General features: G+C 72.8%; 22 protein-coding genes and 2 pseudogenes. 13 read left to right on the top strand and 11 right to left on the bottom strand.

Annotated elements, in window-relative coordinates; translation table 11 throughout:
* Window positions 1-58: 58 nt before the first annotated feature.
* Window positions 59-1,039: pseudogene (locus VSR01_RS08985) on the top strand (bifunctional [glutamine synthetase] adenylyltransferase/[glutamine synthetase]-adenylyl-L-tyrosine phosphorylase); the annotation flags it as partial.
* 135 nt (window positions 1,040-1,174) lie between these two features.
* On the opposite strand, the gene VSR01_RS08980 reads toward VSR01_RS08985, so the two are convergent.
* The 7 genes from VSR01_RS08980 to VSR01_RS08950 form a co-directional block, all read right to left on the bottom strand.
* Complete coding sequence (locus tag VSR01_RS08980) at window positions 1,175-2,119, bottom strand: phosphatase PAP2 family protein (protein ID WP_326448722.1); 945 nt, start codon at window positions 2,117-2,119, stop codon at window positions 1,175-1,177.
* A gap of 36 nt (window positions 2,120-2,155) precedes the next feature.
* Window positions 2,156-3,295 (bottom strand): LacI family DNA-binding transcriptional regulator, encoded by a 1,140-nt coding sequence (locus VSR01_RS08975; RefSeq protein WP_326448721.1) that lies wholly within the window; start codon window positions 3,293-3,295, stop codon window positions 2,156-2,158.
* Between the two features lie 34 nt (window positions 3,296-3,329).
* Window positions 3,330-5,255, bottom strand: coding sequence for a glycoside hydrolase family 13 protein (locus VSR01_RS08970; protein ID WP_326448720.1), 1,926 nt, complete (start codon window positions 5,253-5,255; stop codon window positions 3,330-3,332).
* A gap of 27 nt (window positions 5,256-5,282) precedes the next feature.
* Window positions 5,283-6,188, bottom strand: a complete 906-nt coding sequence (locus VSR01_RS08965) for a sugar ABC transporter permease (RefSeq protein ID WP_326448719.1) — start codon at window positions 6,186-6,188, stop codon at window positions 5,283-5,285.
* Between the two features lie 11 nt (window positions 6,189-6,199).
* Window positions 6,200-7,192 carry a carbohydrate ABC transporter permease gene (locus VSR01_RS08960; RefSeq protein WP_442785422.1) on the bottom strand — a complete coding sequence of 331 codons (993 nt, stop codon included), beginning with the start codon at window positions 7,190-7,192 and terminating at the stop codon, window positions 6,200-6,202.
* Between the two features lie 17 nt (window positions 7,193-7,209).
* Window positions 7,210-7,350 carry a hypothetical protein gene (locus VSR01_RS08955; protein WP_326448718.1) on the bottom strand — a complete coding sequence of 47 codons (141 nt, stop codon included), beginning with the start codon at window positions 7,348-7,350 and terminating at the stop codon, window positions 7,210-7,212.
* Window positions 7,351-7,417: 67 nt separating this feature from the next.
* Entirely contained in the window at window positions 7,418-8,716 is a 1,299-nt protein-coding gene (locus VSR01_RS08950; protein ID WP_326448717.1) for an extracellular solute-binding protein, read from the bottom strand.
* A gap of 305 nt (window positions 8,717-9,021) precedes the next feature.
* Between VSR01_RS08950 and pulA the strand changes: the two genes are divergently transcribed.
* Window positions 9,022-11,751 (top strand): pullulanase-type alpha-1,6-glucosidase, encoded by a 2,730-nt coding sequence (gene pulA / locus VSR01_RS08945; RefSeq protein WP_442785421.1) that lies wholly within the window; start codon window positions 9,022-9,024, stop codon window positions 11,749-11,751.
* A 96-nt stretch (window positions 11,752-11,847) separates the two neighbouring features.
* Here the strand turns inward: pulA and VSR01_RS08940 are convergent, their stop codons facing one another.
* The 3 genes from VSR01_RS08940 to glnII all read right to left on the bottom strand — a co-directional run bounded on the left by VSR01_RS08940 (window position 11,848) and on the right by glnII (window position 15,057).
* The gene (locus VSR01_RS08940) at window positions 11,848-12,057 is read right to left on the bottom strand and encodes a hypothetical protein (RefSeq protein ID WP_326448716.1); all 210 of its coding nucleotides are present in this window, start codon (window positions 12,055-12,057) and stop codon (window positions 11,848-11,850) included.
* Window positions 12,057-13,913 (bottom strand): hypothetical protein, encoded by a 1,857-nt coding sequence (locus tag VSR01_RS08935; RefSeq protein ID WP_326448715.1) that lies wholly within the window; start codon window positions 13,911-13,913, stop codon window positions 12,057-12,059. The genes VSR01_RS08940 and VSR01_RS08935 overlap by 1 nt, the downstream gene beginning before the upstream one ends.
* Window positions 13,914-14,037: 124 nt before the next feature.
* Window positions 14,038-15,057 (bottom strand): glutamine synthetase, encoded by a 1,020-nt coding sequence (gene glnII, locus VSR01_RS08930; RefSeq protein WP_326448714.1) that lies wholly within the window; start codon window positions 15,055-15,057, stop codon window positions 14,038-14,040.
* 176 nt (window positions 15,058-15,233) lie between these two features.
* On the opposite strand from glnII, the pseudogene VSR01_RS08925 reads away from it, so the two are divergent.
* Window positions 15,234-15,449, top strand: a pseudogene (locus tag VSR01_RS08925) (isomerase); the annotation flags it as partial.
* A gap of 375 nt (window positions 15,450-15,824) precedes the next feature.
* Window positions 15,825-16,706 (top strand): Gfo/Idh/MocA family protein, encoded by an 882-nt coding sequence (locus VSR01_RS08920; RefSeq protein WP_326453566.1) that lies wholly within the window; start codon window positions 15,825-15,827, stop codon window positions 16,704-16,706.
* A 200-nt stretch (window positions 16,707-16,906) separates the two neighbouring features.
* Here VSR01_RS08920 and VSR01_RS08915 read toward each other — a convergent pair whose 3' ends face one another.
* Window positions 16,907-17,533, bottom strand: a complete 627-nt coding sequence (locus VSR01_RS08915; RefSeq protein ID WP_326448713.1) for an HAD-IA family hydrolase — start codon at window positions 17,531-17,533, stop codon at window positions 16,907-16,909.
* Window positions 17,534-17,697: 164 nt separating this feature from the next.
* Between VSR01_RS08915 and VSR01_RS08910 the strand changes: the two genes are divergently transcribed.
* From VSR01_RS08910 to VSR01_RS08870, 9 genes are all read left to right on the top strand, one after another.
* On the top strand, window positions 17,698-18,924 hold the full coding sequence (locus VSR01_RS08910; RefSeq protein ID WP_326448712.1) for a helix-turn-helix domain-containing protein: 1,227 nt from the start codon (window positions 17,698-17,700) through the stop codon (window positions 18,922-18,924).
* Window positions 18,925-19,004: 80 nt separating this feature from the next.
* Window positions 19,005-19,247 (top strand): hypothetical protein, encoded by a 243-nt coding sequence (locus tag VSR01_RS08905; RefSeq protein ID WP_326448711.1) that lies wholly within the window; start codon window positions 19,005-19,007, stop codon window positions 19,245-19,247.
* Between the two features lie 160 nt (window positions 19,248-19,407).
* On the top strand, window positions 19,408-19,896 hold the full coding sequence (locus VSR01_RS08900; protein ID WP_326448710.1) for an ATP-binding protein: 489 nt from the start codon (window positions 19,408-19,410) through the stop codon (window positions 19,894-19,896).
* Entirely contained in the window at window positions 19,893-20,369 is a 477-nt protein-coding gene (locus tag VSR01_RS08895) for a hypothetical protein (RefSeq protein ID WP_326448709.1), read from the top strand. Before VSR01_RS08900 ends, VSR01_RS08895 begins: the two co-directional genes overlap by 4 nt.
* A gap of 99 nt (window positions 20,370-20,468) precedes the next feature.
* Window positions 20,469-20,879 (top strand): hypothetical protein, encoded by a 411-nt coding sequence (locus VSR01_RS08890; protein ID WP_326448708.1) that lies wholly within the window; start codon window positions 20,469-20,471, stop codon window positions 20,877-20,879.
* A 213-nt stretch (window positions 20,880-21,092) separates the two neighbouring features.
* Window positions 21,093-21,350, top strand: coding sequence for a helix-turn-helix domain-containing protein (locus VSR01_RS08885; protein ID WP_326448707.1), 258 nt, complete (start codon window positions 21,093-21,095; stop codon window positions 21,348-21,350).
* 247 nt (window positions 21,351-21,597) lie between these two features.
* Window positions 21,598-21,780: an FxLD family lanthipeptide gene (locus VSR01_RS08880; RefSeq protein WP_326448706.1), complete on the top strand. Its 183-nt coding sequence runs from the start codon at window positions 21,598-21,600 to the stop codon at window positions 21,778-21,780.
* A 123-nt stretch (window positions 21,781-21,903) separates the two neighbouring features.
* Window positions 21,904-23,895 (top strand): lantibiotic dehydratase family protein, encoded by a 1,992-nt coding sequence (locus VSR01_RS08875; RefSeq protein ID WP_326448705.1) that lies wholly within the window; start codon window positions 21,904-21,906, stop codon window positions 23,893-23,895.
* Window positions 23,892-24,962 (top strand): lanthionine synthetase LanC family protein, encoded by a 1,071-nt coding sequence (locus tag VSR01_RS08870; protein WP_326448704.1) that lies wholly within the window; start codon window positions 23,892-23,894, stop codon window positions 24,960-24,962. Before VSR01_RS08875 ends, VSR01_RS08870 begins: the two co-directional genes overlap by 4 nt.
* The last annotated feature ends 21 nt before the right edge of the window (window positions 24,963-24,983 follow it).

Raw genomic sequence — 24,983 nt, 5'->3', positions numbered from 1 at the left:
GGACGACACCGCGCCCGCCCGGCCCGGCAGCGGCCCCGCCGCCCACTCCGCCGTCGCCCCCGCGGACCTCGTCGACCGCGTCGGCACCGCGGTCTACGGCCTGACCTCGGCCACGCTGGCCGGCGCCCTGCGCGCCGCGGTCGCCGCGGTGACCGACAGCGACGCCCGCCCGCTGCCCACCCGCTTCTCCGTGATCGCCATGGGCCGCTTCGGCGGCCGGGAGCTGGGCTACGGCTCGGACGCGGACGTGCTGTTCGTCCACGACCCGCTGGAGGGCGCGGAGCCGGCCGAGGCGAGCCGGGCGGCCCTCGCGGTCGCCGACGAGCTGCGCCGGCTGCTCGCGGTGCCCAGCGCCGACCCGCCGCTGCTGATCGACGCCGACCTGCGCCCGGAGGGCAAGAGCGGCCCGCTGGTCCGCAGCCTGGCCTCGTACGAGGCGTACTACCGGCGCTGGTCGCTGGTGTGGGAGCGGCACGCGCTGCTGCGGGCCTCCCCGGTGGCCGGCGACCCCGGGCTCGGCCGGCGGTTCGTGGAGCTGATCGACCCGCTGCGCTACCCCGCGGGCGGGCTGGACGACGAGGCGGTCCGCGAGATCCGCCGGCTCAAGGCCCGGATGGAGTCCGAGCGGCTGCCCCGGGGCTCCGACCCGACCACCCACGCCAAGCTGGGCCGCGGCGGGCTGTCCGACGTCGAGTGGACCGTCCAGCTGCTCCAGCTCCGGCACGCCGCCGAGCTGCCGGCCCTGCGGACCACCGGCACCCGGCCCGCGCTGGCCGCCGCCCGGGCCGAGGGCCTGATCGGCGCCGCGGACGCCGCGGTGCTGGACGACGCGTGGGTGCTGGCCACCCGGGTGCGCAACGCGGTGATGCTGGTACGCGGCCGGCCCGGCCACACCTTCCCCGCCGACCCGCGCGAGCTGGCCGCGGTCGGCCGCTACCTCGGGTACCCGGCCGGTCACGTCGGCGACATGCTGGAGGACTACCGCCGCCGCACCCGCCGGGCCCGCGCGGTGGTGGAGCGTCTCTTCTACGAGGACTGAGCCGCTTCCACCACGACCGGCCCGGGGTCGGGCGCGGCACGCCCGCGCACCCGCCGGTGCGGCGCCCCCCGCACACGCCGGCGCCCCGGGAGGCTCGCGGCCTCCCGGGGCGCCGGGAACGTCGGTCGGGCGGAGCTACTTCCGGGAGGAAGCCGTCGCCGCCGTCGCCGGGGGCGACGTCGTCACCCGCGCCGGCACCCGCGCCGGCACCCGCGGCAGGCGGTACACCCACTTGCCGTAGATCAGGTAGGCGACCGTGAAGCCGATCGCGAGGCAGAACACGCCGCCGACGCCGTCCAGCCAGAAGTGGTTGGCGGTGGAGATGATCACGGTCAGCGTGAGCACCGGGTAGAGCGCGCCGAGGATCTTCACCCACAGCGGCTTGGCCAGCGTCGCGATGGTGATGCCGCACCACAGCGACCAGCCGATGTGCATCGACGGCATCGCCGCGTACGGGTTGGACACCTCGGCCAGGTCGCCCTGCGACATCGAGCCCCAGGTGTGGTGCACCTCGACCGTGTCGATGAACCCGCCGCCCACCATCAGCCGCGGCGGCGCGAGCGGGAAGGCGAAGAAGCCGACCAGCGCCAGCCAGGTGGTGACGAACAGCACCAGCCGGGCCGGTCCGTAGCGCCCGGGGTGGTAGATGTACAGCCACACCAGCACACCGATCGTGATGATGAAGTGCAGCGTGGCGTAGTAGTAGTTCATCCCGACGATCAGCCAGGTGACCTGGTTCATCGTGTGGTTGATCGAGTGCTCCACGGCGAGCCCGACGTGGTGCTCGAAGGACCACACCCAGTCCGCGTGCTGCATCGCGAGGTGGCGTTTGGTCGGCACCGCGTTGCGGACCAGTGAGTACGCGTAGTAACTGACGCCGATCAGGACGATCTCGACCCACAGCCGCGGGCTGCGCGGTGTGCGCAGGCGGGCCAGCCAGGAGCGCGCCGGAGCCGTAGCGGTGACGCCGGTGGCACCGGCGGCGGGGGACGGTTCCGTGGATTCCCGCTGGTCGGAGCGGGGTGCGTCGGTGCCGCCGCCGTTCAGCGTCTTGGTCGTCTTAGCGGAAGGTTCCCCCATAGGACACCAGTCTGCCAGATGCCGTCTGCCTCGCAGTCACACCCCCCTGGAACCGGACACCCCGTGCCCCTGGCCGGCCGTGGGCGGCGGCGCGGGATCGGTCCGGCCCGCCGTCCGGCCGGGCGTCCGGCCCTGCGGCTGGCCCGGCGCCTCCCCGCGGTCGGCGGGGCCCGCCGCGGTGGAGCCCCGCACCACCAGCTCCGGCATGAAGACGAACTCGCTGTGCGGGGCCGGGGTGCCGCCTATCTCCTCCAGCAGCGCGTTCACCGCGGCCTGGCTCATCGCGGCCACCGGCTGCCGGATCGTGGTCAGCGGCGGGTCGGTGAAGGCGATCAGCGGCGAGTCGTCGTAGCCGACCACCGAGACGTCCTCGGGCACCGCCAGGCCCTCCTGGCGGGCGGCGCGGATCGCGCCCAGCGCCATCATGTCGGACGCGCAGACGATCGCGGTGCAGCCGGAGGCGATCAGCGCCGCGGCGGCGGCCTGGCCGCCCTCCAGCGTGTACAGGGAGTGCCGGACGAGGGTGCTGGCCTCGCCCTCCGGCATGCCCAGCACGTCGCCCATGGAGGCGAGGAACCCCTCGATCTTGCGCTGCACGGGGACGTAGCGCTGCTGGCCGACCGCCAGGCCGATCCTGCGGTGGCCGAGCGCCGCGAGGTGGGTGACCGCCAGACGCACCGCCGCGCGGTCGTCCGGGGACACGAAGGGCGCGTCGATCTTCTCCGAGAAGCCGTTGATCAGCACGAACGGCACGCCCTGGCCGTGCAGGCGGGCGTAGCGCTCCATGTCGGCGGTGGAGTCGGCGTGCAGGCCGGAGGCGAAGATGATGCCGGCCACCCCGCGCTCGACCAGCATCTCGACCAGCTCGTCCTCGGTGGAGCCGCCGGGCGTCTGGGTGGCCAGCACCGGGGTGTAGCCCTGCCGGGTCAGCGCCTGCCCGATGATCTGGGCGAAGGCCGGGAAGATCGGGTTGAGCAGCTCCGGGGTGATCAGGCCGACCAGCCCGGCGCTGCGCTGCCGCAGCCGTACCGGCCGCTCGTAGCCGAGCAGGTCGAGCGCGGCGAGGACGGATTCGCGGGTGGCCGGGGAGACCCCTGGCTTGCCGTTGAGCACCCGGCTGACCGTCGCCTCACTGACCCCCGCCTGGGCTGCGATGTCAGCGAGCCGTGCGGTCACACCCACGGAGCCTAGGGGACGGAACGCCACCACGTCAGATCGCCCACCAAATTGCCGTGTCCGCGGCGATCGTGACAAGGGCGGCCGAATCGCCGCCGGTGCGTGCGCCGGCGCTCTCGCCGGCCGCGCCGGCCGCGCCGGGGGCGGCGCCGGCGCCGTCGTCCGCCGGCCGCGGCGCGGGGCCGCTGGACAGCAGCGCGCGGCCGGGCGCGGGCAACGTCACGGGCGCGCCGGTGGTGTTGACCGTGCAGACGAAGCCGCCGGAGCCCGAACCGGAACCGGAGCCGGCGCCCGCACCCGTGCCTGTACCGGCGTCCGTGCCCGCCCCCGCGCCGGCACCCGCACCCGTGCCGGCACCCGCACGCGTGCCCGCGGCCTCGCCCGTACCGTCCGCCGCGTCCCTGCGGAACGCCAGCACGCCCTGCGGCGCGTCCAGCCACGTCACCGCGGTCCCCGCGCCGAGCGCCGGCAGTTCGCGGCGCAGCCGCAGCGCGGCGCGGTACAACTCCAGCGTGGACTGCGGGTCGCCGGTCTGCGCCTCGACGCTCAGCGCCGCCCACTCGCGCGGCTGCGGCAGCCAGCTCGGGCCGCCCTCGACCGGGCCGAAACCGTACGGCGCGGCGGTCCCCGACCACGGGATCGGCACCCGGCAGCCGTCGCGGTAGCCGTCCTGGCCGGCCGCGCGGAAGAACGACGGGTCCTGCCGCACCTCGTCGGGCAGGTCGGTGACGTCCGGCAGGCCCAGCTCCTCGCCCTGGTACAGGTACGCCGAGCCGGGCAGCGCCAGCATCAGCAGCGTCGCGGCGCGCGCCCTGCGCAGGCCCAGCGCGCGGTCGCCCGGCGTGCGCAACTGGGTGCCGCCGCCAGGGGGGTTGGCGAAGCGCGTGGTGTGCCGGGTCACGTCGTGGTTGGACAGCACCCAGGTGGCGGGCGCGCCCACCGCGCCCATCGCGGCCAGCGACCGGTCGATCACCGCGCGCAGCTCGGCCGCGTCCCAACCCGTCGACAGGTACTCGAAGTTGAACGCCTGGTGCAGCTCGTCCGGGCGCAGGTACAGCGCGGCCCGCTCGATGGTCGGCGTCCACGCCTCGGCGACGGCGATCCGCTCGCCGGGGTACTCGTCGAGGATGGCGCGCCAGTCGCGGTAGATCTCGTGCACGCCGTCCTGGTCGAAGTACGGCATCGCGGCCGTGCCCAGCAGGGCCAGTTGCTCGCTGTGGCCGATGTCGGGCAGCCCCTCGGCCTTGACCAGGCCGTGCGCGACGTCGACGCGGAAGCCGTCGACGCCCAGGTCCAGCCAGAAGCGCAGCACCGAGGCGAACTCCTCGTGCACCGCGGGGTGTTCCCAGTTGAAGTCCGGCTGCTCGGGCGCGAACAGGTGCAGGTACCACTCGCCGGGCGTGCCGTCGGGGTCGACGGTGCGCGTCCAGGCCGGCCCGCCGAAGATGGACTCCCAGTCGTTGGGCGGCAGTTCGCCGTCGGCCCCGCGGCCGGGACGGAAGTGGAAGCGGTCCCGCAGCGCCGAGCCGGGGCCCTCGCGCAGCGCCTGCCGGAACCACTCGTGCTGGTCCGAGCAGTGGTTGGGCACGACGTCCACGATGACCCGCAGGCCCAGCGCGTGCGCCGCCCGCACCAGGTCGTCGGCGTCCGGCAGGCTGCCGAACATCGGGTCGACCGCGCGGTAGTCGGCGACGTCGTAGCCGGCGTCGGCCTGCGGGGAGGCGTAGAACGGCGACAGCCACACCGCGTCCACCCCGAGGTCCCGCAGGTACGGCAGCCGGGCCGTGACGCCGGGCAGGTCGCCCATGCCGTCGCCGTTGCCGTCGGCGAAACTGCGCGGGTACACCTGGTAGATGACCGCGTCCCGCCACCAGTCTCTGCGCCCCGCGGCGGCGTCGGCTGCGTCGGCTGCCGCCGGGTCGGTGGCGGAGCTGGGCGTGTCGGCGAGGTGCTGGCTCATGGATTCCCTTTGAGAGTTCGGGGAGGGTCAGCCCTTGGTGCCGCCGGCCGTCAGACCGGTCACCAGGTGCTTCTGGACGAGCATGAAGACGACGGCCGCGGGTATCGCGATGACCACCGACGCGGCGGTCATGCTGCCCCAGTCGGCGCGCTGGTCGGAGGCGAAGGTGCGGATGCCGACCGCGAGGGTGACGTGCGGCTCGCGCATGAACTGGTTGGAGTAGGCGACCTCGCCCCAGGCGGTGAGGAAGCTGTAGAACGCGGTGACCGCCAGGCCCGGCTTGGCCAGCGGCATGATCAGCCGCCAGAAGGTGCCGAACGGGGTGAGCCCGTCGACCCGCCCGGCCTCGTCGATCTCGCGCGGGATGGTGTCGAAGTAACCCTTGAGCATCCAGGCGCAGAACGGCACCGAGATGGTGCAGTAGACCAGCACCAGGCCGAGGTAGGTGTCCAGCAGGTCCAGCCGGACCAGCAGGTTGTACAGCGGCACGATCAGCACGGCCACCGGGAACATCTGGGTGATCAGGAAGGTCCACATCAGCGAGCGGTGGCCGGGGAAGCGCATCCGGGAGACCGCGTAACCGGCGCTGGCCGCGATGAGCACGCCCAGGACGGTCGTGGCGGCGGCCACCACCACGGAGTTGAGGAACCAGCGCGGGAAGTGGCTGTGCAGCAGCACGAACCGGTAGTTGCCCAGGCCCAGGTGGCTGAACACCTCGTGCGGCTGCTGCCACGCGCTGCTGGGACCCAGCGAGATGAAGACGATCCACAGCACCGGGAAGACGGCGACGGCGCTGGCGGCCAGCAGCGTCGCGTGCAGGGCGATCGACGCGCCGACGCCGCGCCGGCCGCGGCCGCGGGGCCGGCCGGAGCGGGGGGCGGCGGTGGCGGCGGCGGTGCCGGCGGCGGAGCCGCGGTGGGTGGTGGTGCTCATGGCGGCGGCTCCTAGTCCTGCGGCTTCAGCTGTCGGCGGTAGAAGGTGGAGAAGGCCACGAGGATCAGCAGGATGACGATCCCGTAGGTCGCCGAGCCGGCGTAGTCGGCGGCCCCGCCGGAGAAGGCCAGCTCGTAGGCGTGCGTGACGAGGATGTCGGTGTCGCCGGTGGTGTTGTTGCCGAGCAGCAGGTAGATGATCGGGAACATGTTGAACGTCCACACGGTCGACAGCAGGATCACCGTGTTGGTCACCGGACGCAGCCCCGGCACCGTCACATTGGCGAAGCGCTGCAACGGGCTCGCGCCGTCCATCTCCGCGGCCTCGTACAGCTCGCCGGGGATCGCCTGCAGGCCGCCGAGCAGGGCGACCATCATGAACGGCACGCCACACCAGATGTTGACCAGGACCACCGCGACCTTCTGCGCGGTCGGCGTGCCCAGCCAGTCCTGGGCCGGCAGCCCCACCTTGGTGATGATGTCGTTGAACACGCCGTACTGCGAGTTGAACATCAGCCGCCAGGCGAACACGCCGATGAACGCGGGCACCGCCCACGGCAGGATCAGCGCGAGCCGGTAGAACAGCCGGAACCGCATCGGCCGGTTGAGCAGCAGCGCCATGGCCAGGCCGATGGCGTAGGTGACCGCGACGCAGGACACCGTCCAGACCACCGTCCACTCCAGGCGCGGGTAGAAGTCGCCGTCGCGGCCGGAGAGGATCTGCCCGTAGTTGTGCAGGCCGACGAAGTGGTAGCTGGCGCCGATGTGGACGGGCCCGATGTTCTGGGCGACGTTGCGCTCGTTGGCGTTGGTGAAGGACAGGTACAGGCCGTAGCACAGCGGGTACAGCACCAGCACGCCGATCACGATGACCACCGGGGCGACCATCGCCCACGCGTACCAGTGCTTGTCCCACGACCGTTTGACCGACGTCCACGCACCGCGCGGGGCGCGCGGCGCGGCGCCGGCGTCCCGGGTGCGGTCGTCCATGGTGGCGGTGGTCATCGCTCCTCGGCTTCTGATCAGGTGGGCTTGTCGTCGGTGGGCTTGTTGTCGGCGGGCTTGTCGTCGCGGCCGCGCGGACGGTCCGCCTCGGGTCCGTCCGCGGCGAGGGCCGGACCGGCCTGCCGGGCGCGTGGTCCCGTGCCCCCCGTTCGGCGCACGGGACTCCGGCCGGCCGGTCCGGGGTTCGGCGGGCGCGCGGTCCGGCCGGGCCGCGCGCCGGTCGGGCTACTGGACGGTGTAGCCGGGCAGCAGCTTGCCGAAGTCCTTCGCGGCGGCGTCCAGCCCGGACCGGACCGAGGTCTGCCCCTGGAGGATCTTGATGTACTCCTGCTGCAGCGGCGTGAAGAGGCTGCCGACCTGCGGCAGCGCGACGCGCGGCCGGGCGGTGTCCATGATCGGCTTGAAGCCGGCGATGGTCGGGTTCTTCAGCACCTCGGGGGTGTACGCGGAGGTGCGGGTGGGCAGGGTGCCGTTCTTCAGCGCGATCTGCTGCTGGCTGCTGCTGGACGTCATGAACTGCGTGAACAGGTACGCCGCGTCGAGGTTGCGCGAGCCCTGGTACACCGCCAGGTCGTGACCGCCGGTCGGGGCCAGCGCCTTGCCCGAGGAGCCTGGCACCGGCGCGTACCCGAGGTTGGACTCCTTGCCCTTGAAGGCGGAGCCGGTCAGGTCGTCGCCGACCGACCACGGGCCCTGGATCAGCATGGCGACCTTGCCGGTCTTGAAGGAGGTCTGCATGTTGTCGTACGCGCTGGCGAAGTCGACCTTCAGCGAGGAGGTGTCGTAGATCTTCTTCGCCTCGGTGACCGCCTTGACGGCCGCGGGGGAGTTGATGGTGATCTTCTTCGCCGCCGGGTCGGCCAGGTCCGCGCCCTCGCCGAACAGCAGCGGGAACAGGAAGTACGAGTCCGGGTTGACGTACGTGCCCGCGACGCCCGGCACCTTCTGCTTGATCGTCGCGGAGTCGGCGATCAGCTCGTCCCAGGTGGCCGGCGGCTGGGCGATGCCCGCCTTGGCGAAGATCTCCTTGTTGTAGAGCAGGCCCAGGGTGTCGGTGACCGACGGCACGCCGTACGTCTTGCCGTCGTACTTCGTGGTGTCGAGCGGTCCGGTCACGAAGTCCTGCGTGTCCTGGAGGGCGGCGGTGCCGTCCAGCGGCGCGATGTAGTGCAGCGACGCGTACTCCGGGATCAGGCCCACGTCGGTGCGCACGACGTCAGGCGCGCCCTTGCCGCTCTGCGCGGCGGCCTTGAACTTCTGCTCCACGGTCGTGAAGTCCACGTTCTGGTAGTTCACCTTGATCTTCGGGTACTTCGCCTCGAAGTCCTTGATCAGCGCCTGGTACGCGGGGGCCTCGTTCTTGGCGTCGGAGGTGTCCCAGTAGGTGATGGTCCCCGACACCGCGGCCGGGTCCTTCGCCGCGCCGCCCTTGCTGCCGCTCCCGCTGTCGCTGCCGCCGCCACAGGCGGTGACCCCGAGGACGATGGCCGCGGCCATCGCCACGGCGGATATGCCGCGTCGCATACCTGACTCCTTGATGAGGGAAGTGCCCGAACACCCTGATCCGTGGACAGCCGCCCCGTCCCCGGTCCGGCCCCCTCGCTCGGGCTGGACCGGACGTTAACAGGGCTGCAACACGTTGCGAAAGCCTCTGCAAGAAATTTTCTGCAAGGCGTTGCGGGGTATTGCAGCAATCCGCTGGAGGGGGATACGGTCCCGGACAGCTCCGGCGCCGTGGCCGGGGCGGCTCCCGGAATCAGGCGCGTGAGGACGGGCGCGCGAGGCCGTTCTCGTCCTCCCGGGACGGGGAAACACAAGGAGAACCGCCCGTGGCCCCTCTCTTCAGGCTGCCCCTGCTCGCCACGCTGACGGCGCTGACCGCGCTGGCCGCCCTCACCGCGCCGGCCGCGTCCGCCCGGCCCGCCGCGTCGGACCCGCCGACGCGGACCGCGGCGGCGGAACCGGACCTCGGCGCCGCGAGGGCGCAGTGGATCGACGCCGGCACCCTCGCCTGGCAGACCGACGCGCCGTCCGCCGCCCAGGAGCTGCGGTACGCCGCGGACGGCGGCCTCGCCCTCGCCGGCGGCGAGCTGACCGGCCGGAGCCGGACGATCCGGCTGACCAGGGACCCCGACGGCCTCAGCGCCGCGCAGCTCGCCAGATTCCCGCAGCTCAAGGGGTACGCGGCCTTCACCGTCGACCCGCGCGACCGCGCCCGGGAGAAGGAGGCGCTGCGCGGCCAGCTCGTCGCTGTGCAACGCGACGCCCACGGCGCCCTGCTGGACGCGACCGGCGTGCAGACGCAGGGCGTGCTGGACGACCTCTACGCCGCCCGGGCCGAACACGCCCCGCTCGGGCCGGTGTTCGGCCGCGACGGCACGCCGACGCTGTCGGTGTGGGCGCCCACCGCGCAGCACGTCGGGCTCACGATCGGCGGCAGGACCGTATCGATGCGGCAGGACCCGGCGGACGGCGTGTGGTCGGTGCGCGGCGAACGCTCCTGGACCGGCAGGCCGTACCGCTACGACGTCACCGTCTGGGCGCCCAGCGTCCGGAAGGTCGTGGTCAACGAGGTCACCGATCCGTACTCGACCGCGCTGACCGCCGACTCGCGGCAGAGCCTGCTGGTGGACCTGGACGACCCGCGGCTCGCGCCGAAGGGCTGGGCGCGGCAGCGCAAACCCGCCGCCGTGCCGATGAGCCGCGCGCAGATCCAGGAACTGCACATCCGCGACTTCTCCGCGGACGACCCCACCGTGCCGGTCCGCGACCGCGGCACGTACACCGCGTTCACCGACCGCTCCTCGGCCGGCATGACGCACCTGCGGCAGTTGGCGCGGGCCGGCATCACGCATGTGCACCTGCTGCCCGCGTTCGACTTCGCGACCGTCCCCGAACAGGCCGCCGAACAGACCACGCCGGACTGCGACCTGGGCTCGTACGGCCCGGCCAGCGACCGGCAGCAGGCGTGCGTCACCGCGCAGCAGGCCACCGACGCCTACAACTGGGGCTACGACCCCTACCACTACACCGTGCCCGAGGGCTCGTACGCCACCGATCCCCGAGGCCCCGCCCGCACCGTGCAGTTCCGGCAGATGGTGCAGGGGCTCAACGACGCCGGGCTGCGCGTGGTGATGGACGTCGTCTACAACCACACCTCCGCCGCGGGCGAGGCCCCCACCTCGGTGCTCGACGAGATCGTGCCCGGCTACTACCAGCGGCTGATGCCGGACGGCTCGGTCGCGACCTCCACCTGCTGCGCCGACACCGCGCCCGAGAACGCCATGATGGGCAGGCTCGTCGTCGACTCGGTCGTCACCTGGGCCAAGGAGTACAAGGTCGACGGCTTCCGCTTCGACCTCATGGGTCACCACCCCAAGGCGAACATCCTCGCCGTGCGGCACGCCCTGGACCGGCTGACCCTCGCCAAGGACGGCGTGGACGGCAAGAACGTCATCCTCTACGGCGAGGGCTGGAACTTCGGCGAGGTCGCCGACGACTCCCGCTTCGTGCAGGCCACCCAGGCCAACATGGCCGGCACCGGCATCGCCACCTTCTCCGACCGGGCCCGCGACGCGGTGCGCGGCGGCAGCCCCTTCGACGCCGACCCCGGCGTCCAGGGCTTCGCCTCGGGCCTGTACACCGACCCCAACTCCTCGACGTCGCAGGGCACCGTAGCCGAGCAGAGGGCCCGGCTGCTGCACTACCAGGACCTCATCGAGGTCGGACTGACCGGAAATCTCAGGGAGTTCCGCTTCACCGACTCCACCGGCCGGCAGGTCACCGGCGGCGAGGTCGACTACAACGGCGCACCCGCCGGATACGCCGACGCGCCCGGCGACGCGCTCGCCTACGTCGACGCGCACGACAACGAGTCGCTGTACGACGCGCTCGCCTACAAGCTGCCGGCCGGCACCCCGGCGGCCGACCGGGCGCGCATGCAGGTCGTCGCCGAGGCGACCGCGGCGCTCTCCCAGGGGCCCGCGCTCTACCAGGCCGGCTCGGACCTGCTGCGCTCGAAGTCGCTGGACCGCAACTCCTTCGACTCCGGCGACTGGTTCAACGCGGTGCACTGGACCTGCCGGGACGGCGGCAGCACCGACGGCTTCGGCCGCGGACTGCCGCCGGCCGCCGACAACCGGGACAAGTGGCCCTACGCCACGCCCCTGTTGAACGATCCGGCGATCACCCCCAGCTGCGCGCAGATCGCCGGCGCGTCGGCGGCGTACCAGGATCTGCTGCGCATCCGCGGCACCGAGCCGGCCTTCCACCTCACCACTGCCGCGCAGGTCCAGCGGCAGGTGTCGTTCCCGCTGTCGGGGACGGGCGAGACGCCCGGCGTGATCACCATGCGCGCGGGAGATCTGGTCGTGGTGCTCAACGCCACGCCGCGGCGCCAGGACCAGCGGATCGACGCGCTCGCCGGCACCCGGTACGCCCTCCACCCGGTCCAGGCGGCGGGCGCCGACCCGGTCGTGCGGACCGCGTCCTACGCGGCGGCGACCGGCACGTTCAGCGTCCCGGCGCGGACCGCGGCGGTCTTCGAGCGGACCCGCTGAGGGGCGGCGGCCGGGGCGGCGTCGCGGGAGGACCGGCCACCCCGGCCCCGGCCGCCCCGGCCCCCGAACCGACCCGGCCGCCGCGGCCGGGGCGGCTCAGCGCTGGCCGAGGGGCGCGAGCGAACCGCCCGAGGCCAGCCGTCCCGTGAGCGTCGCGCGGGCGCCGCGCGGCGCCCGCACCGCGAGGAACGGCCCGTCGGCCCGCGCGTCGACGCCGTGCGAGGCGGTGATCCGGGTGACGCCGCGGCTGCCCGCGGCCACCAGATACCAGTCCGCGGACGGCGCCCGCCACATCACCCCGGCCATCACGTCCCGCCCGAACCGGCCGCACGCGCTGCCGTCGGCCTGCTGCCCGACCACGGAACCCGCGGCCGACGCGGCGGCGTCCGGCGGCACGAACCGTACGGTGGCCAGCCCCGGGCCGCGCCAGGTGTCCGCCCGATCGCAGGTCCACGACGCGGTGCCGGCCCCTCGGGCAGCGGAGTGCGGGCGAACTCCCAGTCGTTGACCGACTTCACGCTCTGGCCCCGCAGTTGGGCGAGCCCGCAGGCGTCGTGCGCCCAACTGGCCAGCGCCCGCGTGCCGGTGGCCTCGCGCGGCGCGCCCGCGGGCACCCCGGCGGACGGCGGCGCGGTGTACGTCAGATGGGTCGGCAGGATGTCGCCGAGGTCGGTGACGAGGAAGCTGTGGTGCTCCACGACCGCCGCGGAGGACCGCAGTTGGAGCACCGGCCAGGAGGACCCGCAGGCCGCGCCGGTCAGCGCGGCGGGCATCCGCACCGGGTCGGTCACGCCGTCGCCTGACCGGTGCACCGAGGCGGCCGGGCGGTCCGGCGCCAGCAGGTCGCGGCTCTGCGCGGCGGCCACCCAAGGGGCGGTCAGATAACGGGCGTTGCCGTCCACCCGGTCCAGCAGCACCGCCGCCGAACTGGTCAGATCGGCGTTCGCGGCCTGCGCGAGGTCCAGCGCCGCCCGTCCGCCGCCGTGCCGCGGCTGCGCATACCGCACCACCCGCAGCCCGTCGTAGAAGACCACCACCGTCGCCTCGTCCACGTCGCCCGCGAACAGCAGCTGCGGCGGCTGCGCCGGGCCCGAGCGCGGGGTGCCGGGGGTGGCGCCGACGTCCACCGAGGAGCCCGGGCGCGCCCACACCGCGAGGGCCCGGCCGAGCAGCGCGGTGTCGGAGGCGCGGTCGCCGCGGGCCGGCCAGGCGGAGAAGTCCAGCCGGCCGGTCGAGCGCCACAGCGTGGGCGCGACCCGCACCAGCGCGGCCGGGTCCAGCGCCCGCGGGTCCGCGCCCGGCGTGCCCGCGGCGGTGTAACGGGCGCCGCCGTGGCCCCCGTCGTCCACCGCGAGCAGCAGCGCGCCCACGCCCAGCACGGCCGCGGCGACCAGCGCGACGCGGCTGCGCTGACGGCGGCGCAGCAGGTCGGTGGGCCGCGCCTGCACGGTGCACGGGTCGAACTGCGGCGCCCGCAGCAGCTCGGCGCCGCCGCCCGCGCCGGACGAGCCGGCGCCCGAGCCGCCCGCCGCGCCCGCCCCCGCGCCGCCCGCCCCCGCGCCGCCCGCGCCCGGGTCCGCGCCCATGCCGAGGCCCGCGCCGCCCGCGCCGACGCCGCCCGCTCCCGCGCCCGTCCCGCCCGCTGCCACGCCCGCCGCGGCCCGCAGCGCGCCGACCGGGTCCGCCGCGCCCGCCGACTCCAGCACCGACCGCGCGACGCGCTCGCCGAGCCCCTCCAGGCGCTGCAGCGCATAGGCCGCGCGGGCCGCCGCGGGCAGCGCCGACAAGGCGCGCTCCAGGGCGAGTTCGGCGTCACCGCCGACCTGCGGATGCACCCGCAGGCCCAGCACCGCCGGGGGCCGCAGCGCGTCCAGCGCGGTCCGCGCCGCCGCCCGCAGCCGGCCGCCCTCGCCGTACGCCATCGCCTCGCGCAGCACCTCGCGGCGCAGCAGCCCGTACGCGCCGCCGCGCGCGGTCCGCGCGGACCGCGGCAGCGCGCGCTGCGCCAGCCGGTGGGCGGTGATCACACGGCGGTGCCTGCCGAGCCCGGCCGGCAGCGTCAGATACGCCAGCCGCACCAGCCGCGGATAGTGCTCGACGAGCGCCGCCTCGGCTTCCTCCACCGCGACCGGGGCGTCCGGATGCCCGCCCTGCTGCGGCACGGCGACGGGTGAATTCGCTGTCTGCGCTCGCGTGTTCACGCGGTGTCAAACGAGCCATTGGTGCGATGGTCACATGCGAAAGGGGCGCCCGTCCCACCGACGGACGCCCCTTGTCGCGGACGGCTCAGACCAGGCCGGCCTTCTCCAGCGCGCTGCCGCAGGTGTCCACGATCAGCCGCGTCACGACGTACGGGTCCACGTTGGCGTTCGGCCGGCGGTCCTCGATGTAGCCCTTCTGGTCCACCTCGACCTGCCACGGGATGCGCACCGACGCGCCGCGGTCGGAGACGCCGTAGCTGTACTCGTTCCACGGCGCGGTCTCGTGCGCGCCGGTCAGCCGCGCCTCGACGCCCGCGCCGTAGTTGCTGATGTGCTCCAGCGGCTTGCCGTCGCGGCCCAGCGCCTCGGCGGCCTCGACCACCGCCTCGTAGCTCTCGCGCATCCGCTTGGTGGAGAAGTTGGTGTGCGCGCCGGCGCCGTTCCAGTCGCCCTTGACCGGCTTGGGGTCGAGCGTCGCCGAGACGCCGAACTCCTCGGCGGTGCGGTAGAGCAGCCAGCGCGCCACCCACAGGTGGTCGGCGACCTCCAGCGGGCTCAGCGGCCCGACCTGGAACTCCCACTGGCCCGGCATGACTTCGGCGTTGATGCCGGAGATGCCGAGGCCGGCGGCCAGGCAGTTGTCGAGGTGCTTCTCGACCACCGGGCGGCCGAAGATCTCGTCGGCGCCGACGCCGCAGTAGTAACCGCCCTGCGGGGCCGGGAAGCCGTTCTCGGGGAAGCCCAGCGGGCGCGAGCCCTGGAAGAAGGTGTACTCCTGCTCGATCCCGAACAGCGACTCCTGGTCCGCGAACCGCTCGGCCACCTCGCGCAGCGCCGCACGCGTGTTGGACTCGTGCGGGGTGCCGTCGATGTTGAGGACCTCGCACAGCACCAGGATGTTCGCGCCGCCGCGGATCGGGTCGGGGAAGGTGGCGACCGGCTGCAGCACGCGGTCGGAGGCGTGGCCCTCGGCCTGGTTGGTGCTCGAACCGTCGAAGCCCCAGACCGGCGGCTCGACCCCGTCGGCCAGGATCTTGGTCTTCGAGCGCAGCTTGGCGGTCGGGCGGGTGCCGTCGGTCCAGATGTACTCAGCCTTGTAGGTCACGGTGACGCCGTCCTTAACGAAATCCTTGGCGAACGTGGTCGCGGGTGCCGGCGCCGAGCCGCGCTGGTCGGGCCGGGTGCAGAGTCCCAGGAACGTTTTTCCCGACCGTTGCCCAGGTGTTAACCGTGTGTGAACCCGGCCCGCTGAGGTGCGGCGCGACCTGGCGGACACGCTCTATGCTCGGGCGCATGCCGCACACCATCGTTGAATACTCCGCCGCCGTGGCCGACGCCTTCGACCGGCCCGCCTTCGGCAAGGACCTGCACGAGGTGCTGGTCCGGGCCGCCGGCGCGAAGACCGAGGGCTGCAAGACCCGGTTCGTCCGGCTCGACGACACCTTCATCGGTGACGGCTCGCCGCACTACGCCCTGGTGCACGCCGAGATCGCGCTGCTGGCCGGCCGCACCCCCGAGGTCAAGCGGGAGGTGACCGAGGCGGCCCTCGACCTGCTGCGCCTGGCACATCGCGCCGCTGCCGCACCTGGAGGTGCAGTTCTCGGTGGACCTGCGGGACCTGGACCGCGAGGCGTACGTCCGCCACGAGGAGCCGCGGACCCGGGCGTGAAGGGGGACGCGGAGGTGAACACGAGCGCGGGCACGGGTGCGGCCGGTGCGTCGGCGGGTGCGGGTGCGGGTGCGGGTGCGTCGGCAGGCGCGGGTGCCGGTGCGTCGGCGGGTGCGGGTGCGGCCGCTACGTCGGCGGGCGTCGGCGCCGGCAGATCCGCGGACGCCGAGGCTGGCGCGGTGTCCGGCGGCGGGGGCGGGCGGCTGCGCGTCGGTCTGCTCGGCACCGGGCCCTGGGCGCGCGCGACGCACGGGCCCGCGCTGGCCGCGCACCCCGGCGTCGACCTCGTCGGCGTGTGGGGCCGCAGGCCCGAGGCCGCCGCGGAGGCGGCCCGGCTGCTGGACACCCGCCCCTACGCCGACGCCGACGCGCTGATCGCCGACGTGGACGCGGTGGCCGTCGCCCTGCCGCCCGCGGTCCAGGCGCCGCTCGCCGCGCGCGCCGCCCGGGCCGGCCGGCACCTGCTGCTGGACAAGCCGCTGGCCACCACGGTCGAGGCGGCCCGCGAGGTCGCCGACGCGGTCGAGGCGGCGGGCGTGCGCTCGCTGGTGTTCTTCACGCTGCGCTTCGCACCAGCCGCCGCGCGCTGGATCGCCGAACAGGCCGCCACGGGCGACTGGTTCACCGCGCGCGCCGACTGGTACGGCGCGGTGTTCCCGCCGGACGACGGCACGACGGCCACCAGCCCGTTCGCCGACTCGCCGTGGCGCAGGGACAAGGGCGGCCTGTGGGACGTCGGCCCGCACGCGCTGTCCGTGCTGCTGCCCGTGCTCGGCGACGCCGTCGAGGTGCACGCCGCCCGCGGGCCGCGTGACACCGTCCACCTGACGCTGCGTCATGAGAGCGGCGCGTCCAGCACGGCCCTGCTGACGCTCTCCGCGCCGCCCCAAGCCGCCGGTGTGACGGTCGAGTTCCGCGGTGCGCACGGCGTGGCCGCCTACCCGCAGGACCTGGGCGGATCGGCGACCGACGCGCTGACCGCGGCGGTGGACGCGCTGGTCTCGGGCGAACCCCACGCGTGCGACGCGCGGTTCGGCGCGAGGGTGACGGAGATCCTCGCGGCGGCGGAGGCAGCGCTGGACTGAACACCCCGGCGCCGCACGGCGGTTGAGGTTGTCGACCGAACGGCCGGTCTTCGACGAGCCTGGCTGTGGCTGGACCAGTCACCAAGACCCGGGCGGGGCCGGCGGGGTGCTGTGCACAGTCGAGGATGCGCGACCTGGCCGATCTCACACCCTCGGTGCGGGCGAGCCGCGGCCCGCGCCCAGACGCGGATGCCGCGTGATCAGGTCGCCAGCGTGGCGCGATCTAGCAGCGCGTCGAGCTGTGCGATCGTGTCGGCCACCTGCGTGTGGTGGATCGTGCGGATGCCGAGCGCTTCGGCCGGCGGCAGGTTGGCCGCGCGGTCGTCGACGAACACGCAGTCCTCGCCGGGAAGGTCGAGCTGCTTCAGTGTGTGCGCGTAGATGGCCGGGTCGGGCTTGCGTACGCCGAGCTGCTCGGACAGGACGATCGTGTCCCACTCTCCGTCCCACGTGCCGAGCGCTGCGTAGGGGTTGAAGGGCGTGAGGCCGAAGCTGTTGGAGAGCATGGCGACCTTGATGCCCGCGGCGCGGGCGCGACGGGCGGCGTCGACCATGGCCGGCTCCAGGTGGAGGTTGGCCAGCGCGCGCCGCATCAGGTCCGTGGGATCGATACCGAGGATGCCGCCGATGACGCGGTTCCAGTCCTCCTGCGTGGCCTCGCCCACCTCCAAAGCTGCGTAGACCGCCACCCCGTCCGGATGCTCGTTCAACGCGCGGTAGTAGGCGCCGGGCTCCAGCCCCTCGCTGCGCTCGAACGCCTCCCGGTTCAGCCGCATGTGGACGGTGAGAACCCCGCCGAAGTCGAGAATCAGGCCACGGTAGGTCATTGATCGCTCCGTACGGACGATATTCGCGCCGAGGGCGGCGCGTGGGTGCGCTGTCGTTCGGATGGTAACCGTTGGCGAAGGTTGCGGCCTTCCCAGCGCTGGGCCGTACCCTGGCCGGGAGGCATAGCGACTACTGACTCGACCGATTGAGGGGACGTCAGGCCATGGCCGTCGTAGAGGACTTCGGTATCGGTGACCGCATCCGTTACTACCGCGAGCGCCGGGGCCTGTCGCAGAAGGCCATGGCCGAGTTGGTCGGTAAGTCGGAGAACTGGGCGTACAAGGTCGAGAAAGGCTTCCTGCCCATCGACCGCTTGTCGGTACTGATCGACCTCGCGCGGGTGCTCCACGTCCGTGATCTGAGGGACTTGACCGGCGGCGTCCTGACGAGTGCGGTTTCCGGGCCGCGCGCCGGCCACGAGGCCGTGCCGGCGATCCGCCGGACTCTGTCCTTGCCCTCTTCGCTGCTCCCGTCCGGGATCGGCGAGGTGCGCATCGAGGAGTACCGCGCTGCTGTGAACGACGCCTGGCGGGTGTACGAGACGCAGACCCGGAACCGGTACGCCGACATCGGTGGCCGACTTCCGAATCTCCTACGGCAGGGCTATGCAGCCGTGCGCGACGCCGACGGCGAGCAGCAAGAGCGGCAGGCGGTGGCGCTGCTGATCTCCGTGTACGGCATGGCTCAAGTATGGCTGCGACGCGTGGGTGAACCAATGCAGGCTCGCATCGCGGCCGATCGCGGTGTCGCCCTGGCCGACCAGGTCGGCGACCCGGCTCTCCTCGCCGCGGCTACGTGGAGCCTGGCGTGCGTACTCACGTCGTCGGGAGACGTGGCCGACAGCGTTGCCCTGGCGCGCGAGACCATCGAGAGCTGCCGCCCTGGCGAAGACGCCACCTCGGAGCACCTGTCCGCGTACGGAGCACTCCACTTGTCGGCGGCCGTCGCCGCCGTCCGCGACCACCAGGGCCCGGTGGCCTGGGACCTGTATCACGGCGCCGAGCAGGTAGCGGCACGGCTTGGCAAGGACCGCAACGATTGGCACACCAGCTTCGGCCCGACGAACGTGGCCATGCACGCGGTACACCTGCGGGCCGAAGAGGGCGACACGGTGGAGGCTCTACGCGTGGCCGACAGCGTCGAGGACAACCCCGAGCTGCCCCTTGAGCGACGAACCCGGTACCTGATCGAGGTCATGAACTGCAACCGCATCCAACGTGACGACTTCGGCACGGTTTTCATGCTCAAGCGAATCACGGAGCAGTCCCCGGAAGAGGTGGGCTTCTCGCCGCTGGTTCGGGAGGCAGTCGCGGACCTCCTCAAGCGCGAAAAGCCCATGTGGAGAGAGGATCTTCGGGCCGTTGCTCAGCACATCGGCATGACCGCCTAGAAAGCGGTACTCCCTGACCGTTAGTCTGCCCTGATTTTTTCTCAGGGTCGCAGGGCGACTGCGCTCCTACGGTGAGTGACATGACAGAACGTCACCTGCTGCCGAACGGGGCGCTGCGATCTTGGCGCGTCGAACGCGCCCCCGGGGCGCCAGAGCTGACCCAGGCCGGACGTGTCGCCATCCCGGTCCGGCTCCGCCGGCTCGGGAGGCGCCTTTCCGGAACGACGACCGTGCTGGTCCTCACCGCTGAGGAAGCTGACGCGCTCTGCGTTGACTTGGCGGCTCTGCTGCGCCCGGGCGGCGGCCAGGAGGCGGCGTCGTGAGCGCGTTTCTGCTGACCACCGCGAACTCGGAGCGCCGCGAGAACCTTCTCTCGGCTGCCGCCGGCCTGCACTCGGCAAGCACGGCCGTGGCCGCTGCGCAACGTGCTCCGGCCGTGAAAGTGCCGCGTCTCGTCCGCCCCCGGAGAGGGGGGTCGGACTCATGACCCGGGCAACGCATCCGTCGACGAACACCGCCACACCCAACGCCGAGGTTCCCGACGTCGGCGAACCGACCTGCGACGAGCTGGACGTGCGGATTTTCGCCAACGCCACAGATGGTGGAAGCGAAGGAACTCCCGTGGTCAAGTGGGTGGGTCGGCTTCGCCACCTCACCGAAGCCAAGTTGTCTGCTTGGGGATTGGGCTCGCTCGCGGACGATGCGAGGCTGCTGGTCAGCGAACTCGTCACGAACGCCCTGCAGTACGGCCAGCACGGCGAGATCGGGTTCCGTCTGTTGATCACTCTGCAGGGGCTGTTGATTGCGGTCGACGACGGATCGCATCACCGGCCGCAGTTGACCGTTGCCGACGCCGACAGCGAGTCCGGCCGCGGGCTGTTCCTCGTGGCCTCGATCGCCGACGAGTGGGGTGTCAGCCCCGACGGCACGACGACCTGGTGCACGCTGACCCTCGGGGGTGCGGGTCGATGACCGAGGCCCAGTGCGCACTGCTGCGCCGCACGGAGGCGCCGGAGGAGAACGACGCCCGACTGGACAAGCACGCTCGACCCTCCGCTCGCACGGGGAAGGCCGAGGCCCGCGGTGACGAAGCGTTGCACGCCACCCGATCTACGGAATCCCCGCTCGACCGGTTCCGCCGTGCCGCACCGTGGCGGCTGCCTCCCGTCGCCGAGAGGGACGACGACAACCTCTGGGTGACCGGGCGTTGTTGGTTGTGGTGCGGGCGTGAATCGGCGCGGGTGGTGTGGCTGGGGCCGGCCACGGTGCTTGGTGTCAGCGCGGACGTGTTCGCATGCGCGGCGTGTACGCAGTCGCTGGCCGACCAGATCCTCGACACGCAGATGGCCCGCGACACCGGCCCCGAACTGGGCCTGACCACCGTCGGCGCGATCAGGCCGCACGCGCTCTCCCCTCCGAGCGGGCGGCATCGCCGCCTGCCGTAGACCCCCTCACCCGAGCACCACCCCCGACCAGTTCTCCCGAACTCACCTCACCCCGCCGCAGACGAACTCGTACGCATTCACTCACTCCAGGAACACGCCGTGAACCACACGCTCAGCACCAGCCCCCTCCCCAGGCCCACCCGCCGGGCCGTCTGCTCGACCATGACGGTCCTGCCCGACCGGCTCGCACTCACCGCCCTGGCATGGTCGGCGGACGACTACTGCAGGCCCGCGGACATCCGCGACCTGCGCTGCACCCTCGAACACCACGCCGCCGGCCATCACTACGCCCTGGTCCACGACGTCGACGACAACACCGCCGTCTGGAGCCGATGGCCCCAGGACGACACCCCCGACACGCTGCTCGTTCTCCCCGACTGCCCCGCCTCCCACCCCGACCTCGGCGGCTGCGGCGAATATGAGGGCCACCCCGGCGGCCACACCTGGGAACTCCACGACCGCTGGAACCCCCGTCCCAGCCCCGCCCACCCCGAGCCCACCCCCGCATAGCCACACCGGCCGCCGGCAGATCCTAAACACCCGAACACGCCGCGGACCCACCCCGCGCCCGGAACCACCATCACACCACCCCCTGAACTCCCCGCTCCGCCTTCCCTCCCCCGTGAGGCGGAGCGGGGTCGAACGCGGTCCAGAGCGCGACGGGACCGGAGCCCGCGCACCGCGCGAACCCGTACCGCCATGAATTCCCTGAAGGGAGATGCCGTGGAACGCCCCACGGTCCACCGCACGAGGACGGCTCCCCGGCGCCTGCACCAGGAACCCGAGGCCGTGCGCTGGGCCCGGGAGAAGGCCGGGCTGACCAAACGGGCCCTCGCCAGGGAGATCGGAGTCTCCGAACAGCTGATGGGAGAGATCGAGTCCGGCTGGCGCAGCGCCACCCCCGCGAACCTCAAGAAGATCGCCGACGCCCTCAACTGCCCCCTCGTGATCCTGGAGCGCAAACGCCCCGGAGCGACCTGATCCGAAAGGCATCGAGCACAGGGTGACCACACATGACCACTCGGTGCATCTGGTGCTCGCCGTGACTGAGGAAGCTCTCGCGGGCACGGCCTCATGACGACCGTCCTCACAGGACTTCGCCGCTCTGACCCCGCCGTGGGAACTGTGTCCCCGTCACGCAGTGCCATCGCGGTCATTTGGCGATGAGATCCCGGGCTCAGCAGGGCCCGGCACCTGCACTACTCCGCCACTACACAAGGAGGTTCGTATGACCGTTCAACTGGGTGAGCCGGCGGCTGCCATGCCGTCGGTCGCCGAGGTCGTGGACGACGATCCGTTCGGGCTCGACATCAGCTTCATCGAGGGCACTCCGGCAACCGAGACGGTGCTGATGTGCGGCACCGGCGACAACTGCGGTAGCTCCTGCCCGAGCGCCTGCACCACCTCGTAGCCAGGTCGGTTCGTCACGGCGGGCTGGACGGGGTTCCCCGTCCAGCCCGCGCCCTCTGCCAGGAACGGAGTGTGGATGATGACACGATCACGCCATAGCTGGTATCGCGGCGTCGACGGCGGGATGCTACGCGCCGCCGTGAACCTCACCGGACCGGACGTGCCGCCCTGGCCGGGGTCTGACGCCTCACTCGAACGATGGCGTTCGTGGCTGACCGCGGCGTGGGCCGATGACACCTTCGGTCAGGCCGTGGCCGGCGCGAGCCCGGACCTTGCCCGCCAAGTCCGGTCGATCCTCGACGGACGATCCCCGAAGCTACGTCGGGTACGGCGAGCGGCGCTGGCCACCGCGCGATACGCCATCAGGTACACGGGCCGCTCCACCCCGTACGGCCTGTTCGCGGGCGTCGCCGCAATCGAGTTCGGCGGTACGACCGAAGCTCGTGTCGGCGACCGGCACCAGGCGGTCGTCCGGCCGGACCCAGTGGTGGTGGACGCGGCGATCAGCGCCTGGGAGGCGGACGCCGAGCGGATGGCCGACATCGACGTGTGTCTCAACAACCTCGCGCAACGGCGAGGCGGGCGCGTCTACGTCCCCTCCGAGGGCGCCTCGGAGTTCTCTCTCGCGTTGACGCCCGCAGTGGCGCTGGTACTCGACGCGGCCCGGTCACCGCTCCGGTACTCGGCCCTGTTGGGCAAGCTCGCTGCCGAGTTCCCGAACACGGCCCCGCACCACCGGGCCGGGCTGCTCGCGCAGCTCCTGAGGGTACGGCTGCTGCGTTCCTCACTGCGAGCACCCGCCACCGTGGTCGATCCGACCGTCTGCCTGCCGGCCGCTCTGCGCGAGGACATCCGCAGCAGTTCGACGGCGTCGGATCTGCGGCTGGACGCCGCGGTGCGGTTACCTGAGGCGGTCTTGACGGAGGCGGAGACCACTGCGACGGTCCTGACCCGGCTTGCCGCGCACCCGATGGGAACCAGGGTGTGGCGCCGGTACGCCGAGCAGTTCGCCGAGCGGTACGGCGAGGGCGTCGAGGTGCCGCTGGAGCTGGTGACCGACAGCGAGCGGGGCCTGGGCTTTCCCGAGGGGTTCGGCAAGGTGTCCGAGGCGCCCCGTCCGATGACCCGGCGGGACAGGCTCCTTCTGGAGTGGGCGGGTATCGCGGGCGTCGAGGGCAACAGGTCGGTGGGCCTGTCCGGCGCGATGATCGAGCAGTTGGAGGCCGCTGCGGGCAAGGCCGCTCTTCGTCCGCCCCACCTGGAGCTGAGCATGCAGGTTCGGGCCGGCTCGACAGATGCTCTGGACCGCGGGGACTTCCGACTCCAGGTGTCCGCTGTCTCCCGCGCTGCCGGCTCGATGACGGGACGGTTCTGGCACCTGTTCCCAGAGGCCGGCGCGGCGTACACCGGACTGCCCGCAGTCGAGCCCGGCGCGGAACTGGTCCAACTCTCCTTCCACGCCGCCCGCGTCCACGCGGACCTGCTGACGCGCGCCCCCCAGGCGCTGCCGCGGGTGATCAGCGTCGGAGAGTTCCGGCACCGCACGGAGGAGGTGCTGCTCCCGTCCGACCTTGCCGTCGGCCTACGCGACGGCCGCCTCTACCTCACCGAGGCCGCCACCGGCACGCACCTGGAAGTTCTCGCACCCACCGCGATCAACTTCCTGTGGAACAACTACACACCTGCCCTGCCACGATTCCTCGCCGAGATCAGCCGGGCCGCGGCGCCGCAGGTGACCTGGTTCGACTGGGGCGCCGCATGGACGTTGCCGTTCACGCCGGCGCTGCACTACCGGCGGTCGATCCTGGCGTCCGCGCGGTGGAAGCTGCGCGCCCAGGACCTGCCCAGCCATACGGCCAGCCTGGACGAGTGGGCCGAAGGGCTGCACGCCTGGCTGGGCCGGTTCCATGCGCCGAGCCGCGTGCTGTTGGCGGAGGACGACCAACGGCTCCCCCTCGACCTCGACCAGGCTATGCACCTGGACCTGCTGCGTGCCCACCTGGATGCCAGCCCGACCGGTGTCGCGCAACTGCACGACGCTCCGCCGCCGGATGCCGACGGATGGCTCGGCGGCCGTGCCCACAGCATCGTCGTCCCACTGCGGACGCGCTCATGACGGCGGCGCCCCTGCCCCGGACGCAGGATCTGTCGGAAGGCGCGCTGGGCATCACGCTGCTGCACATCGAGCGAGGCGACCTCGTGGCCGGGCGGAGCAGTCTGGCGCAGGCAGTGGCCGGCGGGGTCAGCGCCGGCGGCAACGCGTCGTTGTACCACGGCGCCCCAGCTCTGGAATTCGTGCTCGGCCGTGCCGGGCGTGCCGGCCGGGAAGTCCGCGATGCGGTGGACCGCGTCGTGGCCGTCCGGCTGGCAGCGGCGCGTCGGCGGCAGGTGTCCGGGGACTTACCCCACCTCGCAGAGTTCGACCTCATCCGAGGTCTGACCGGGCTGGCCGCGCTGCTGCTGATGCGCGGCACGGCCTCACCACTGCTGCGAGAGGTTCTGGCCTATCTGGTGTCTCTGTCGCAGCCGGTGCGCGTCGGAAGTCGGGAGCTGCCGGGGTGGTGGTCGGCGGTCGGTCCTGCCGGCGAGCAGATGGACGGCGGCCACGGCAACAACGGAGTAGCGCACGGCATCGCCGGTCCGCTGGCGCTACTGTCCCTCGCCGCTCAGCACGATGTGACGGTACCCGGTCAGCAGGACGCCATCGGGGCGTTCGCTCGTTGGCTGGACGTGTACGGCTGCCGTTACTGGACCACTCACGGTGAACTGTCGGCCGCCGAAAAGCCCGAGCCGGAGCCCTCCCGCCCGTCCTGGTGCTACGGCGAGATCGGTATCGCTCGCGCCCAGCAACTGGCCGCCCTCGCTCTGGGCGATCCGGTACGCCGGCGCGCGGCAGAGGAAGCCATCGTGCGCGCGCTGGCCGACCCTGCCTGTCTTGGCCGGATCACCGACGCCTCCCTCTGCCACGGCTGGGTCGGCCTGGTGACCGTCGCCCGCGCCGTCGCCACCGACAGCAGTGCCCCGGACCGCTTCGTACTGCTGGTCACAGACCTGAAGCAGCGCCTGGCCACCGGCCTGGACCGGCTGACCAAACCCGGTTTCTTGGAAGGCCGAGCCGGTGCGCAACTGGCGCTGGACGGCGCGGACACCACCGGCTGGACCCGCGCCCTACTGATCACCTGAGCCCACCGCCAACCGAACCGA

The sequence above is a fragment of the Actinacidiphila sp. DG2A-62 genome (assembly GCF_035825295.1).
GTDB lineage: Bacteria > Actinomycetota > Actinomycetes > Streptomycetales > Streptomycetaceae > Actinacidiphila.
The sequence above is the reverse complement of the archived record's forward strand: the minus strand, read 5'-3'. Positions and strand labels throughout refer to the sequence as shown.

Excerpts from the sequence above, each read along its gene's own strand:
- VSR01_RS08880 (WP_326448706.1), top strand. The coding sequence starts at position 21,598 with ATGACCGTTCAACTGGGTGAGCCGGCGGCTGCCATGCCGTCGGTCGCC.
- VSR01_RS08910 (WP_326448712.1), top strand. The coding sequence starts at position 17,698 with ATGGCCGTCGTAGAGGACTTCGGTATCGGTGACCGCATCCGTTACTAC.
- VSR01_RS08875 (WP_326448705.1), top strand. The coding sequence starts at position 21,904 with ATGCTACGCGCCGCCGTGAACCTCACCGGACCGGACGTGCCGCCCTGG.
- VSR01_RS08940 (WP_326448716.1), bottom strand. The coding sequence starts at position 12,057 with ATGGCCGGGGTGATGTGGCGGGCGCCGTCCGCGGACTGGTATCTGGTG.
- VSR01_RS08970 (WP_326448720.1), bottom strand. The coding sequence starts at position 5,255 with ATGAGCCAGCACCTCGCCGACACGCCCAGCTCCGCCACCGACCCGGCG.
- VSR01_RS08965 (WP_326448719.1), bottom strand. The coding sequence starts at position 6,188 with ATGAGCACCACCACCCACCGCGGCTCCGCCGCCGGCACCGCCGCCGCC.
- VSR01_RS08960 (WP_442785422.1), bottom strand. The coding sequence starts at position 7,192 with ATGACCACCGCCACCATGGACGACCGCACCCGGGACGCCGGCGCCGCG.
- VSR01_RS08915 (WP_326448713.1), bottom strand. The coding sequence starts at position 17,533 with ATGACCTACCGTGGCCTGATTCTCGACTTCGGCGGGGTTCTCACCGTC.
- VSR01_RS08950 (WP_326448717.1), bottom strand. The coding sequence starts at position 8,716 with ATGCGACGCGGCATATCCGCCGTGGCGATGGCCGCGGCCATCGTCCTC.
- VSR01_RS08900 (WP_326448710.1), top strand. The coding sequence starts at position 19,408 with ATGACCCGGGCAACGCATCCGTCGACGAACACCGCCACACCCAACGCC.
- VSR01_RS08905 (WP_326448711.1), top strand. The coding sequence starts at position 19,005 with ATGACAGAACGTCACCTGCTGCCGAACGGGGCGCTGCGATCTTGGCGC.
- VSR01_RS08870 (WP_326448704.1), top strand. The coding sequence starts at position 23,892 with ATGACGGCGGCGCCCCTGCCCCGGACGCAGGATCTGTCGGAAGGCGCG.
- VSR01_RS08895 (WP_326448709.1), top strand. The coding sequence starts at position 19,893 with ATGACCGAGGCCCAGTGCGCACTGCTGCGCCGCACGGAGGCGCCGGAG.
- VSR01_RS08980 (WP_326448722.1), bottom strand. The coding sequence starts at position 2,119 with ATGGGGGAACCTTCCGCTAAGACGACCAAGACGCTGAACGGCGGCGGC.